A 14,620-nucleotide genomic window follows, 5' to 3' on the forward strand; every position below is an offset into this window, starting at 1 on the left:
TATATTACTGTTTTATTACGTCTCATCCCAAATTTAATGAACCTCTAAAGAAACAGAGGAATCACTTTAAAGGATCACTGAAGTTAGTCACAGATGGGATTTATCTCTACCTCTTTAAATTCGTATAATTATAGCATAAATCGGCGTCCCAAGGAGTGCTCTTTTCTATTGAAACGAAAAGGATTATGGGTTAGTATTTTTTTAATGCGATTTTAATAATATGCAAATTCTTCTTGAAGTTTTTTTGGTTATTATTAATTCATAGTCATCTGACTTACTAAACAAAAGAACATTAGGAGGAACAAATTAATGACTACCCTAGAACAAGTGGAAAAACTACGCTCAATGGGAAATATAAGTTACGATGAGGCTAAATCTGCTCTGGATGCTTCAAACGGAGATTTGCTTGAGGCCATAATCTATTTAGAGAAACTGGGAAAACTAACTCCACCAACTGGAGGAGGTTACTATAGCAGCCATAAAGCAATAGATATTAGCGCTGTGGCCTGCAAAGACGCTTGCTGGGATAAGCATAAAACTAATCAAAGCGGAAAGTCGTTTATGGCTACTCTGAAAGGAATTTGGAAATTTTGCTTGAACTTAATTCAAAGAGGAAATGCTAATTCCTTAGAAGTTCTAAAAGGCGAGGAAAGCAAAGCAGTTTTACCCGTCACAGTCCTTGCTTTACTGCTGATATTCGCTTTCTGGATTACTATTCCACTTATGATACTCGGGTTCTTCTTTGGTTTTCGCTATCGCTTCCACGGGCCGGACTTTAAGGGAAGAACAGTCAACCAGGTGATGAATAGTGCTGCAGACGCTGCCGAGAATCTTAAAAAGTCCATGAATAAATAGTCAGAGAATCTACGAGAAATGGCGGGGCTTCGATGAGTTCAAAAATATTAATTATCGAGGATGAAGAAAAGATTGCCCGATTTGTCGAGCTTGAGCTTGGTTATGAGGGATATACTACAAGAAAAGCCTTCGATGGCCGAACAGGGCTTGAACTCGCTGAAACCGGCGAGTTCGACCTCATTTTACTTGATGTTATGCTGCCTCAGCTAAGCGGCATGGAAGTGCTGCGTAGAATTCGCCGCACTTCCTCAGTTCCTATTATCATGCTAACTGCCAGAGACAGTGTCATGGATAAAGTATCCGGTCTAGACAGCGGGGCAAGTGATTATATCACCAAACCTTTTGCTATTGAGGAGCTTCTTGCCCGCATCCGTACAGCTCTTAGAAAAAGCACCCCTGAGGAATTGGTTTTGTCTGCCTCCGGTCTGCTATTAGACACTGGCCGCCGCACAGTTACCATGATGGGCATACCTATTGATTTAACTAAACGTGAATTTGACCTCCTGCACTATCTGTTGAAAAATAAAGGGCTGGTCATATCTCGAGAAACATTGCTTGAAAATGTGTGGGGCTTTGATTTTTCCGGAGAAACCAATGCCGTCGATGTTTACGTTCGTTTTCTGCGTGGAAAAATTGACGAGGTGTTTGATACGAAGTTAATTCATACTGTAAGAGGAGTGGGATATGTGATTAAGGATGAAAAATGAACCATCGAGCACTTCTACTAACGGTATCGGCAATAAAATACGATTTTCCTTAGTATGGAAGCTTAATATTAGACTTTTTCTTCGTTTAGTTGTTATATTCCTGACTATTAATGTATTTCTCTGCTTTGCGTCGGTGACAGCAGTAATTGTACGCACCGAGATGACTGTCACCAATGCCGCCCAATTGCTCAATCAAAGCGGACTGCCCTCAGAAGATACGGAAAGCTGGCTTAAACTCCAGGGTTACAGCGTGTCACTCCTGACAGAAGAACAGGAAGGGTTTAGAATTCCTAACTTTATTCAAAAAATTCTCCCCAACGACATTGTCACCGGCTCAAGAAGTGTGCACATCCCAGAATCAGAAAGCATGGACTCTTGGCGGCACTCAGAGGGTATCCTCTATAATGTGACATTCGATGCTGACGGACGCACTTATCTTATTTCCATCAGCCTTAAAGAAACCCTAATAATATTTTTAGGGATATTTGTTTTACTACTGATTCTGGAGATTTTAATGCTGCTTGTCAGCATTTCTTCAGGGGCAGGAACCATACGCAGGGCTCTCAGACCTATTGAAGAATTAGCTGAAACTGCACAAAACCTCAATACTGACGGTACCTTTACTCCTCAACAGCTAGAAGTTCTGGCAGGCAAACTAGATGATATTAATGTTAGCCGGCTAGATACGAGAATCTCAGTAAACGAAACCCAGAGTGAATTAAAGACTCTTGCCGGAGCTATTAACGACATGCTGGATAGAATCAACGCATCCTATCGTTCCCAAGTTCGCTTTGTATCTGATGCATCTCACGAGCTTAGAACGCCCATTTCTGTTATTCAGGGGTATGCCAATCTGCTGGATCGCTGGGGAAAGAATGATAAAAAGGCTCTGCAGGAATCTATTGATGCCATTAAAGCAGAAACTGCGAATATGAAGGGATTAGTGGAACAGCTTTTGTTTCTGGCACGAGGGGACAACAACACCATGGCTTTGCAAATAGAACATTTTGAGCTGTCCCTTCTTGCTTTAGAAGTACTGCGCGAAACCCAGATGATCGACAGCGGACACGAATACAATTCCAGTGTTACATCAGTTTTTATTAAGGCAGATAGAGGTCTCATCAAACAAGCGATGCGAATCTTGATTGACAATGCTATTAAGTATACTCCTCCCGGAAACCGGATTACTGTTTCAGTTTCCGGAGCAGGTGGCTTTGCTCGACTAACTGTTCATGATGAAGGCATTGGTATTGCTTCAGAGGCAGTTCCGAAGATCTTTGACAGGTTCTTCCGGGCTGACGAATCCCGGGCCAGAGCTACCGGCGGAACCGGACTGGGCTTATCCATTGCCAAGTGGATAACAGAGCGTCATGGCGGGCACATGGAGGTTCTGAGCAGACAAGATATCGGTACTAAGATTTCTATAGTACTTCCCATTGCCGAAGAGAATCTATAAAAATCCTCAAAGAATGATTAATAACAATTAGAGAATAAAAAATTGGGAATAATAAGACCGAATCTTTAAAGGAGGTATTGTAATGGCTGAAAATAAATCAAAGGAAAAGTTCTTGGCAAACCCAATTGAAAGACACGACACAGCTGCTTGGCGCGGGCATATTGAAAAAACCAAACCTGAATCCAATGTCCCTATCCCCAGCGAAGAATCTGTCCATAATGCTAAGGAATGGGTTGATTCTAATTCCTTGTCCTAACAACTGAAAGAAGAATCTAACAAAAATGACTCCTGAATTAATCGGGAGTCATTTTTGTTGAGGTCAAAGATAAACGTGTAAGAGAGCGTGTAAGAGGGACGGTCCTTTTAACACAAAGTAATGTGTTAAAAGGACCGTCCCTCTTACACGTTTTGCGGTGTTTCAATGGATAATTGTTTAATTAAATTATTTTCGGTTTGATGTAATGAGAATTGCTGCAAGGCATGTCAAATCCATGACATGCCTTGTAACAAGATTATCCTTTTTAAAGTTTATCAATACTGCATTTCTGCGAAACGCTTTAAGGTCTGATACTTTTCTTTTGCATGCCCTTCGGCCACATCGAACATCTCTTGAGCGACTTCTGGGAACACATTCATGAGTGAGGAATAACGAATTTCCCCTTTTATGAAATCTTGGAAAGAAGCGCTAGGTTCTTTTGAATCCAGCATAAACGGATTCTTGCCTTGACCTTTAAGCCGAGGGTCAAAGCGCCAGAGATGCCAATATCCTGATTCAACTGCTTTCTTCTGCTCAAAGATGCTTGTACCCATTCCAGATTTAATTCCGTGGTTCACACAAGAAGCATAAGCAATGATAATTGAAGGTCCCGGATAGCTTTCCGCTTCAGCGATTGCTTTAATCGTCTGATTCATATTAGCTCCCATGGCAATTTGAGCCACGTAGACATAGCCATAGGTCGTGGCCATAAGACCCAAGTCCTTTTTACGGACTTTTTTACCCGCTGCAGCGAATTTGGCAATGGCAGCGGTTTGGGTTGCTTTTGAGGATTGTCCACCGGTATTGGAGTACACCTCGGTATCCATAATGAAGATATTGACATCATCCCCGCTAGCGATGACATGATCAAGTCCATTATAGCCAATATCGTAGGCAAAACCATCTCCTCCGAAAATCCAGACAGAGGGTTTGATAAGATAATCTTTCTTTTCTTTGATTTCACAAAGAATTGGATTGCCGGCAACATCCTCATTTTTCATGGCCTCTAGTACATGAGCAGAGGCTCTCTTCGATCCCTCTCCATCCTCCATGTTATCGAGCCATTCCTTAAAGGCCTCTTTCAGTTTTTCACTGAGAGAACTTTCTAACCCTTGTTGCATTAAATGCGCAAGCTTAGCTCTAATTTGCTTAGATCCTAAATACATACCATAGCCAAACTCGGCATTATCTTCAAAGAGAGGATTCATCCAGGCAGGTCCTTTTCCTTCTGCGTTAACCGTGTACGGAACAGATGGGGCACTCCCCCCCCAGATCGAAGAACACCCTGTTGCATTGGCAATTAACATTCTATCACCGTATAACTGGGTTATCAGCCTTGCATAAGGTGTTTCTCCGCAGCCTGGGCATGCTCCATGGAACTCAAGGAGCGGCCGAGCAAATTGGCTGCCTTTAAGGGTTTTGACATCCATAAGCTGACGTTTTTCGCTTACTTTGTTAATGGCATATTCCCAGTTTTCCGATTCCATTTCGATCTCATGATCGGCAGGTTTCATAATGATAGCTTTGCCAGGAGCAGGGCAAACATCAGCACAGTTACCACAACCGGTACAGTCCAAAGGCGCAACCTGAATTCGATAGTGGTAGCCATCGAGTCCTTTGCCAATCGGCTTTTTAGTCTTAAAGGTATCCGGTGCTTTTTCAAGTTCACTATCATCCAATAGGAAGGGGCGAATGGTGGCATGGGGGCAAATATAAGCGCACTGGTTGCATTGAATACACTTGTCAATTTGCCATTCCGGTATATAGACTGCAATGCCGCGTTTTTCGTAACGTGTTGTACTTAAAGGGAAAGTACCGTCTTCTATTCCGACAAAGGCACTGGTTGGCAAGTCTTCACCTTCATGACGAGCCATGGGCCTTTGAATGTTTTTAACAAAATCCGGTTCATCCTTAATTGGCATATCTTCATCAGGAACCTCTGCCCAAGAAGCAGGAACTTCTACCTTATGTAAGGCTTCAATTCCACGATCGACAGCCTTATAGTTCATTTCAACAATATTGGATCCTTTTTTGCCATACACCTTCTCGATTGACTTTTTAAGGTATTGAATTGCTTCCTCAACAGGGATTACTTTTGCCAATTTAAAGAAAGCAGCCTGCATAACCATGTTGATACGTCCGCCAAGTCCAATATCCCGAGCAATAGCTATGGCATCGATGGTGTAAAAGCTAATATTGTTTTTTGCAATATAGCGTTTCAAATAAGCCGGCAGGTGATCCTCTAATTCTTTAGCTTGCCAAGGACAATTTAAGACAAAGGTTCCACCTTTTTTTAGCCCTTTTAAAATATCGTAGTGATAAATAAATGACTTATTATGGCAGGCAATATAATCTGCATCGAATACCAAATACGATGATTTGATTAACTCCTTGCCAAAACGCAGGTGAGAAATTGTTGTCCCACCGGACTTCTTACTATCATATTCGAAGTATCCTTGAACATTTAGGTCAGTATTATCCCCAATAATTTTTATGGCGCTTTTATTTGCGCCGACGGTACCATCAGAGCCCAGTCCCCAGAATTTACAGCGAATGGTTCCTTCTGGCGATGCATCGATGGTCTCTTCGATGGGTAAGGAGGTATGGCTCACATCATCAACTATTCCGATCGTAAAGCGATCCTTGGGCTGAGCCTTCTTCAAATTTTGATAAGCTGCGAGAATCTGTGAAGGAGTTGTATCTCTAGATCCTAAACCGTAGCGTCCTCCAATAATTAATGGCTTTACTGTTTCATGGTTAAAAATCTGTAGCAGATCCAGGTAGAGAGGTTCACCTGTAGAGCCCGGTTCCTTAGTCCGATCTAAAACGGCTATCTTCTTAACCGATTTGGGAAGGACATCAAAGAAATATTTTTTGGAGAATGGGCGGTAGAGGTGTACTTTAATTAATCCTACCTTCTCCCCTCTTTTAGCCAAGAAGTCAATGGTTTCTTCAATAGTATTACAAACCGAACCCATTGCGACGAGAATGTTCTCTGCTTCCGGATCACCATAGTATTGGAAGGGATGATATTCACGTCCGGTTATTTTCTTAATCTCTTTAAAATAGTCTTCGACAATATCCGGAACCGCATCAAAGAAAGGGTTAGATACTTCCCGACCTTGGAAATAAATATCCGGATTTTGGGCCGTACCTCTAAGGACTGGATGGTTTGGGTTCAACGCTCGGTCTCTAAATTCTTGGATTTTCTGGAAGTCGACAAGTTTAGCTATTTCGTCATAACTAGTAGTCTCAATTTTTTGTACTTCATGGGAAGTTCTGAAACCGTCAAAAAAGTGTAAGACCGGAACCCTTGATTTAATGGCCGCAAGATGGGAAACAAACCCTAAATCCATTGCCTCTTGAACATTATTTGAACAAATCATTGTAAAACCTGTTTGGCGAGCAGCATTAATATCTTGATGATCTCCGAAAATAGACAAGGCATGGGCCGCTAAAGCTCTGGCACTGACGTGAAAGACTGCCGGAACTAGATTTCCAGCCATCTTATACATTTCCGGAATCATAAGCAGTAAACCTTGAGACGCGGTGTAAGTTGTTGTCAAGGCTCCGGCTTGAAGGGAACCGTGCAAGGCGGCTGAGGCCCCAGACTCAGATTGCATCTCAACTACTCTTACCGGTTGGTCAAAGATATTTTTTTTACCATGAGCCGCCCATTCGTCAACTCCTTCAGCCATTGGTGAAGATGGAGTGATCGGGAAGATGGTTGCGACTTCAGTCAGGGCATACGATGCCTCTGCTGCAGCCTGATTTCCATCCATTGTCTTCATTTTCTTAGCCACACAAAGAACCTCCTCAAAATGCTTTTTTGATCATAGGCTTAAATTAGTATTTGTCAATGGTCAACTCTCATACATATTTTTCTTAAAAAAATACAAATTCACAAAAAAGTAATTAGTTTTCCGACTATGACAGTTATGTGTAAACTTTCTAATATTCTTATAGGGTCAATTAATCAATTATAAATTTGCACATTAAATTTTATATCAAAGTTTAAAGGAATTATCCTTATTTTGTAGAATTATAGTGATTCATGTAGAAGTTTAAGACTATATGATGGTATTGGCATTGAGTCCGTGTTACGAGCATGATTAAGGATTGGTTTAACAATCAGGTTAGGATCTGACAAATTCAATTCGCTTAGTTTAAAGGAGTAAAGGATTATGACGCTGTCTTTTCGAAACTTAGCTCTGCTAGTAATGCCTCTTCTGTTCTTTCCATTGTCTAATAATATCTATTTACATTCTGACCCCAAAGGCTTTACCTGGCTTATAGCGCTATTGATAACCTTTACGACTGCAGTCACGTTTTATACTCGAAATAAGACCGTTGAAAAAAAAGCAGTTTGCAAAGCTAAGGAACTAACAAACACTCTAAAAAAGCTTACCGACAGTGAGGATAAGCTAAAAACCCTACTTGTCAATTTGAATGTAGGTATTGCCGTGTTTTCCCCACAAGGAGAATTGCAACTGTGCAATAGGAAGTTTATTGAGCTTGGAAGCCCTTTTAACCTTGACGAAGTAAGCCCTATTGGGACTTTGATCGACCCATCTCTTAATGAGGATTTGCCTAAAGACTTGTTAGAAAAGGCAATTGTCCATTATATCAATGAAGAAGGGCAGGGAATGTCCATCTATGAGTTTCCTCTATTCAAAGTAATATCTACTTGCAAACCTTTACATAAGCAAATAATCGGCATAAAGACTCCTGATAACGGGGGTGTTCGGTGGGCAATGGGAGATTATAAACCCGAGTTTAACGAAACAGGTGGGTTATCTAAGGTAGTTGTTACAGTCGTCGATATAACTGATCAAAAAAACTCAGAAATAGCCTTGATGAAAAGTGAAACAAGGTTAAATGCATTTTTAAAGGTTATACCAGACATGTTTTTCTTATTAGATCAAAATGGCAATTTGATTGATCATTATTTAGAAAATACAATAATTCCCTCACATATGCAGGGTGCTTTCATGGGCAAAAATGTTAATGATTTAGACTTTATCGATAGGTATCTTTCTCAGATAACTATCCAAAAAATCGAAAAACTTTTTGAGACGGGTGACATCCAAACCATTGAGTTTTGTGCACAGGAACATGGTAAAGAGATTTACTTTGAAGTAAGATTAGTTCTTTGGGGAGACAATAAGGTTCTAGCGGTAGTTAGAGATATTTCTAAGCGTAAGGAATCAGAAATCAAGCTCTATAACATGAGCATTTATGACACTCTAACAAATCTATATAATAGAAATTATTTTGAGGAGACCTTAAATAAACATTTGAATAAAGACACTTCTGGAGTAGGTATTGTCATTTGTGATATTGACGGATTAAAACTAGTCAATGATACTCTCGGTCATACTATAGGTGACGATTATCTCAAGATGGCGGCAACGATACTGCACGAGAATTTTAAGAAAGAAGACGTAGTTGCTAGGATTGGTGGAGACGAGTTTGCCGTGTTAATAAATCATACATCTACAACTGACCTCTCCTCCATCGTAGCTAAAATCGATAAATCACTAGAGCTTATTAATACTGAGGAACGTATTATACCTATTAGCATGTCTTTAGGTTATGCGGTTGGGAATGGCACACAAAAGGATTTGAAGGAACTCCTTAAGCTTGCCGATAATCTAATGTACCGTGAAAAGCTCCACCACCGACAAAGCGAAAAGAGTAAGAATATACAAATCCTTGCTAAGATGCTGGAGGCCCGTGACTTTATAACGGAAGGTCATGGTGACAGGATGCAAGAGTTATGCGGCAAATTGGCGGAAGGTATTGGAATGTCTAACAATGAGATTAAAGACATGCATCTTTTTGCTCAATTCCATGATATTGGAAAGGTTGGTATACCTGATAGAATTCTATTTAAACCGGGAAGACTTACCAGAGATGAAATGGAGGAAATGAAACTCCATCCCGAAATTGGCTTTCGTATTGCAGAATCTTCGCCGGACCTCGCGCATATTTCGGACTGGATACTCAAACATCACGAGTGGTGGGATGGTAATGGTTATCCATTTAAGTTGAAGAGAGAGGAAATTCCCTTGCCTAGCAGGATTCTTGCTATTGTCGATGCCTTTGATGCCATGACAAACAACAGGCCTTACCGAAAGGCCATGTCTAAGGAAGATGCTTTAAAGGAAATTATAAATTCTAAAGGAAGGCAGTTTGACCCTCTGCTTGTAGAAAAGTTTATTGAATTGATTTAACAAAAAAACGCCGCGTTGTGGAGGCAAAACCTCTGCAACACGGCGTTAGTATATATCTGAAATAAAATATTATAGCTTAAGTGGAGCGGGTGATGAGAATCGAACTCACGTAGCTAGCTTGGAAGGCTAGTGCTCTACCATTGAGCTACACCCGCAAACTGTTCGACATTAATTATACCATATCAATTGCTTTTAAAGAAGACCCTAAATTAAATTTTTTAACCTCAGTTGATAACCTCAGATGATAAAATGATGTTTTCCCGAAGTTAACATATCGCTATAAAGAAAAAATTTCTTTAAGATTGGATCATTTATTATACAGTAAGTGTTGAAAAACCGCATAGTTAGAAAAAGCAATAGACAGGGCACCTATATTAAGTGTCATGTCTATTGCTTTTAATGACAAAGGTTAAATTAATTAGTGTGTGCTTTCCCCAAGTAGGCCTCTTGAATCAAAGAGTCAGCAATGACATCTGAAGAGCTACCGCTATGGGTTATCCCTCCTCTTTCCATTACTAAGACACTGTCCGCAACTTTTAGGGCCGATTTAGTATTCTGTTCTACCAGGATAATCGTAACCCCTTTCTTTTTTAATTGAACCAGAATGGACATTATCTCTCGAACGACTAATGGAGCTAGTCCTATGGAGGGTTCATCAAGCATTAAGAGGGTCGGACGTGACATTAACCCCCTGCCGATAGCTAACATTTGCTGTAAACCACCACTTAAACTGCCTGCCTGATCCCTCTCTCTCCCTTTTAAAGCTGGAAAAAGCTCCATTATTTCTTTCACATCATTCATCAATTCGCTCTTATCTTTCCTGTAACGATGAAAAGCTCCCAACATGAGATTATCTAGGACACTTAATGAGCTGAAGATTTCTCTTTTTTCCGGCACAAGGCTAATCCCTTGTTTGACTACCTGATCCGGTTTTTGTCCGGCAATGGAGTTATTCCTAAAGATAATCTCTCCCGCTGAGGGTCTGTACAGCCCCGCTATCGTTCCAAGAAGGGTACTTTTGCCTGCCCCATTCGCTCCCAAGATAACCAGCAATTCCCCCTCCTTGGCTTCTAAAGAGAGATTGTTGATGGCCTGCACATAGCCGTGATAAACACCTAAGTTTTTAATGCTAAGCAATCTTTTCATCCTCTCCGAGATATGCTTTAATCACTTCAGGGTGAGCCTGAATTTCTGCCGGTGTTCCTTCCGCGATTATTTGACCAAAATTTAAAACGACAATCCTATCCGCGGCTTCCATCACGGTTTGCATATCATGCTCTATCAGGATCATGGCTGTACCTTTTGTTTTGAGTTTTTTTAAATAGTCTGTCAGGGCCTCTGTTTCCGAGGGATTCAAGCCTGCTGCAGGTTCATCAAGGAGTACCAGTGCAGGCTTAGAGGCCAGAGCTCTGGCTATTTCTAAAAGTCTTTGCTTACCAAAGGGCAACTGAGTAGCCGGCAGTCCGGCGGTTTCCGCCAGCCCAATTTCTTCAAGTAAGATTAGTGATTCTTCCCGGATCCTTTTTTCTTCACGACAAGTTCCGGGAAAGGAGAAAAATGAGCGAAGAAATCCTTTTTTACTTCTTAGATATGCCCCGGCCATAACATTTTCCAAGACCGTCATGCTGCCGAAAAGCTGAAGGTTTTGAAAGGTTCTGGTTATGCCGGCAGAGGCAATCTCATAGGGTTTTAGCCCGACCAACTCTCGGCCATTAATGGTTACTGAACCTGTCTCCGGTAGGAGAGTCCCCGTAATAATATTGAAGAGGGTAGTTTTTCCTGCCCCGTTAGGACCAATCAGAGCTAGGATACTTCCTTCTTTTACTCCAAAACCTATATCCTTGACTGCCATAATCCCACCAAAATGTTTTGATATCCCGCTTAGTTCAAGTAGCATTTTGCTAACCCTCCTTTTCCGCTTCTTACCCTTCAGGCTTCAGTTCCTTTTTGGGAGGTTGTCTGAAGTATCGTCCAATACTGCTTAAACCTTTGGGTTGGAAAATCATGAGACCTACAAGAATGATTCCGTAGATGATGATTTGATATTCGCCGCCTGCTCCCGGTATTAATAAAGGTACAATTTCTCTTAGCAGTTCATTCAAGGAAACCACCACAACTGCTCCTAATAAGGGTCCCCAAAAGGTGCCCAAACCTCCGATTACGGCCATGAGCACAAATTGCACTGACGTATGAAAGCTGAAGGGGGAAGGACTGATAAAGGTAACATAAAAAGTATATAACCCTCCGGCAAGTCCGGCTAAAAGTGCGCTAAAGATAAATGCCTGGAGTTTGAGCCTGGCACAGTCAACCCCAGCATTTTCGGCTGCATACTCACTTTCTCGAATTGAGCAAAGGGCTCTTCCTGTGCGTGAATGAACTAAATTATAGATTCCTACTAATATTATTAACAGCATGAACCAGACCAGTAAATAGAATTTCTGATCATTGTCGAAAGATATAGTCCCTATCGTAAGGTTTGGAATCCCACTCATTCCTGAAGGACCACCGGTGAGTTCTCCCCCCTCGTTGAAGATTATATGAACTAATATTCCAAAACCAAGTGTTGCTAAGGCCAAATATAGTTCTCGTAGCTTCAGGGTCTGCCGACCAATTATAGCTGCTATAATTCCCGGTAAGATCGCTGCTGCAAGGAGGGCTAAGAGGGTGGGCCAATGAAAGCGAGTTGTTAAAATGGCTGCTGTATATCCTCCTAAGCCAAAAAATGCCGCATGCCCAAAGGATACCTGGCCTGCATATCCCATCAAAATCCCCAAACCCTGCACGACGATTGAATAGATAGCAATAATAACTAATGTGCTGTAAAGGTAATTGCTATCTAGCTTAAGAGGTATGACAAGAAGGAAAAGCAACAGAATTAAGCCCTTATGATTCTTCAAATGCATTGTTTCACCTCTAATCCTTCTAATACTTTAAAATTATATTTTCCGTTCTCTAATTGCTCCGATAATTCCCTCAGGTCGTATGAGAAGAACCCCCAGCAAAATGATGATGGATATGGCATCCTTTAAACCCGAGGAAATGAGTCCGGAACTAAAGGACTCCAGAATCCCTAAGAGAATCCCCCCGATAACTGCACCACCGACATTGCTCAGTCCTCCAATCGCGGCAGCCACAAAGCCTTTAACTCCCAGCATAAACCCCATATCATAGGTGACCATAGTGATAGGCCCAATACTCACCCCAGCTGCTGCCCCCAACCCTCCTGCGGATACGAAGGCTAACAGGGAGATGGTATTTAAGTTTATGCCCTGAAGTCTCGCACCAGTTTGGTTATATACGGAAGCTTTTACAGCCTTTCCCCAGAAGGTATGCTCAAAGAAGCCATATAATCCAGCTAAGGTAACTGCAACAAGAGAAAAAATCCATATACTCTGAGGATTTAGGGCAGCTCCACCAATCATTATTGACCCTCCTTGGGAGAAGGCGGGGAGAGAATAGGTATCCGTTCCCCAGATAAGCAGCGCCAAACCGCGTAACGATATGGAGAGACCAATGGTTATTATTAACATCCCCAGGCTGCTGGCGCCTCTCGCTCTGTTAATTGTCAGGCGCTCCAGCAAACCACCGAGGATACCTACTAAAATTACCGAGACCAGAAATACTGCAGCCATTGGCATCCCGGTTCCTTGTAAGCTGACCGCTATCAGGGCCCCGATGACAACAAATTCCCCTTGAGCCAAGTTTAAGATGCCCGTAACATTAAAAGTCGTAACCAGGGTTAAAGCAATGATGGAGTATATGCTGCCTAAGGTCAGTCCGGTGAGTAAAAGTTGTAATAGTTGTTCTCCCATCAATAAAACACCCCGTTATTCTATAAGCTTCCATTTTCCTTGATCTACCTTCACTAGTACCGCAGAATCTTCCTTCAGGCCATTATGATCCTCAGGTGACATATTAAATACTCCTGAAATACCGACAAATCCCTGAGTCTTTTCCAGTTCTCCCCTAATGGCCTCACGATCCGGCCCGGCTTTTTCCAGCGCACTTACCAGCAGATTAAAGGCGTCCCAGGCATAGCCTCCAAAGGAATTCGGCTCGCTATTATATTTCTTGGCATAATCAGCGATGTAACTCTCCAATACTTTTTTCTGAGGATCATTGTCTGGAATTTGCTGAGCCACAGATAGTTTGCCAATGGGCAGGAGAGTATCATCAGCAGCACCTTGCGCAAGTTCAATGAATTTTTGGTTGCCTACTCCATGACTGTGAATCAAGGGAATAGTGAGACCTACATCTTTAAAATTCTTAGTTAAAATTGAAGCCGAAGGCGGGATAGCCCAAACGATGACGACTTGAGCCTCACTGGCTTTTACTTTGGATAACTGGGGAGTCATGTCTTTGTCATTGGCATCAAATTTCTCTTCAGCAACAATACTAATTCCACTATTTTTCACGGCAGCTGTGAGCGCTTTTTTTCCATTGTCGCCGTAGGAGTTGTTCATATACAAGAAGGCAATTTTGTTCAAGTTGTTTTTCTTAAGGTAACTAATTATCTTACTAATCATGACAATATCGCTTTGGGCTGTTTTAAATACCCATTTCCTATCACTCGTTGGCTCAACGATACTGCTGGCAGCGGCTAAGGAAATCATAGGAACTTTTTCACTTTCGACGGTCTTGATCATGGCCATAGACGTCCCGCTGGAACTAGCCCCCAGTATTGCCAGTGATCCTTTTTCAATCAGAGTTTTAACGGCTAAAACGCTTTCGGTTTCGTCACTTTTGTTATCCATGATGGTCAGATCCACCGGATGTCCGTTAATCCCCCCCTCAGAGTTTAGCTTCTCAACCATCATTAGCAGGGTGTCACGTTCTGGTACTCCTAATGATGAGGAATTGCCGCTGATATCCAATACTGCCCCAATTTTATAGGGTTCATTTGCCGATGCCGTAGTACTCTTTACATCTGCTTCCTTAGTTGGGCTGCAGGCACTGATTAGTAAGCTGATTACCAATAGAAGCGCAAGTCCTAATCTTCTCTTTAATCCCTTTGACATGTTTTTCATGCAAATCACTCCTTACGATTTTGTTATAAGGCCTCATAAATAACCGCTGAAATTTTCACCTCCAAAATATAAAATAAAAAAAT

At 41.7% G+C, this 14,620-nt stretch carries 11 protein-coding genes and 1 tRNA gene; 5 read left to right on the plus strand and 7 right to left on the minus strand.

From position 1 onward, the window contains the following. The first annotated feature begins 309 nt into the window (after positions 1-309). From DESMER_RS17120 to DESMER_RS23230, 4 genes are all read left to right on the plus strand, one after another. Positions 310-855, plus strand: a complete 546-nt coding sequence (locus tag DESMER_RS17120; RefSeq protein WP_014904319.1) for a UBA domain-containing protein — start codon at positions 310-312, stop codon at positions 853-855. A 32-nt stretch (positions 856-887) separates the two neighbouring features. Further along, on the plus strand, positions 888-1,562 hold the full coding sequence (locus tag DESMER_RS17125; RefSeq protein ID WP_014904320.1) for a response regulator transcription factor: 675 nt from the start codon (positions 888-890) through the stop codon (positions 1,560-1,562). Beyond that, complete coding sequence (locus tag DESMER_RS17130) at positions 1,552-3,018, plus strand: sensor histidine kinase (protein WP_014904321.1); 1,467 nt, start codon at positions 1,552-1,554, stop codon at positions 3,016-3,018. The genes DESMER_RS17125 and DESMER_RS17130 overlap by 11 nt, the downstream gene beginning before the upstream one ends. 82 nt (positions 3,019-3,100) lie before the next feature. After that, a complete protein-coding gene (locus tag DESMER_RS23230) occupies positions 3,101-3,274 on the plus strand; it encodes a CDIF630_02480 family spore surface protein (RefSeq protein WP_014904322.1) in 174 nt (57 codons plus the stop codon). A 275-nt stretch (positions 3,275-3,549) separates the two neighbouring features. Here DESMER_RS23230 and nifJ read toward each other — a convergent pair whose 3' ends face one another. Further along, entirely contained in the window at positions 3,550-7,077 is a 3,528-nt protein-coding gene (nifJ, locus tag DESMER_RS17135; RefSeq protein WP_014904323.1) for a pyruvate:ferredoxin (flavodoxin) oxidoreductase, read from the minus strand. Positions 7,078-7,458: 381 nt separating this feature from the next. Between nifJ and DESMER_RS17140 the strand changes: the two genes are divergently transcribed. Beyond that, a complete protein-coding gene (locus DESMER_RS17140; protein WP_014904324.1) occupies positions 7,459-9,510 on the plus strand; it encodes a sensor domain-containing diguanylate cyclase/phosphohydrolase in 2,052 nt (683 codons plus the stop codon). Between the two features lie 81 nt (positions 9,511-9,591). On the opposite strand, the gene DESMER_RS17145 is transcribed toward DESMER_RS17140, so the two are convergent. The 6 genes from DESMER_RS17145 to DESMER_RS17170 form a co-directional block, all read right to left on the minus strand. Continuing rightward, positions 9,592-9,665, minus strand: a tRNA-Gly gene (locus DESMER_RS17145). Between the two features lie 259 nt (positions 9,666-9,924). Continuing rightward, a complete protein-coding gene (locus DESMER_RS17150; RefSeq protein WP_014904325.1) occupies positions 9,925-10,647 on the minus strand; it encodes an ABC transporter ATP-binding protein in 723 nt (240 codons plus the stop codon). Further along, positions 10,640-11,407 (minus strand): ABC transporter ATP-binding protein, encoded by a 768-nt coding sequence (locus DESMER_RS17155; RefSeq protein WP_014904326.1) that lies wholly within the window; start codon positions 11,405-11,407, stop codon positions 10,640-10,642. Before DESMER_RS17155 ends, DESMER_RS17150 begins: the two co-directional genes overlap by 8 nt. Before the next feature lie 25 nt (positions 11,408-11,432). After that, entirely contained in the window at positions 11,433-12,413 is a 981-nt protein-coding gene (locus DESMER_RS17160) for a branched-chain amino acid ABC transporter permease (protein ID WP_014904327.1), read from the minus strand. A gap of 33 nt (positions 12,414-12,446) precedes the next feature. Continuing rightward, positions 12,447-13,322 carry a branched-chain amino acid ABC transporter permease gene (locus tag DESMER_RS17165; RefSeq protein WP_014904328.1) on the minus strand — a complete coding sequence of 292 codons (876 nt, stop codon included), beginning with the start codon at positions 13,320-13,322 and terminating at the stop codon, positions 12,447-12,449. A gap of 15 nt (positions 13,323-13,337) precedes the next feature. Then, entirely contained in the window at positions 13,338-14,537 is a 1,200-nt protein-coding gene (locus DESMER_RS17170; RefSeq protein ID WP_014904329.1) for an ABC transporter substrate-binding protein, read from the minus strand. Between the last annotated feature and the right edge of the window lie 83 nt (positions 14,538-14,620).

This window comes from Desulfosporosinus meridiei DSM 13257 (assembly GCF_000231385.2).
GTDB classification, from domain to species: Bacteria; Bacillota; Desulfitobacteriia; order Desulfitobacteriales; family Desulfitobacteriaceae; genus Desulfosporosinus; species Desulfosporosinus meridiei.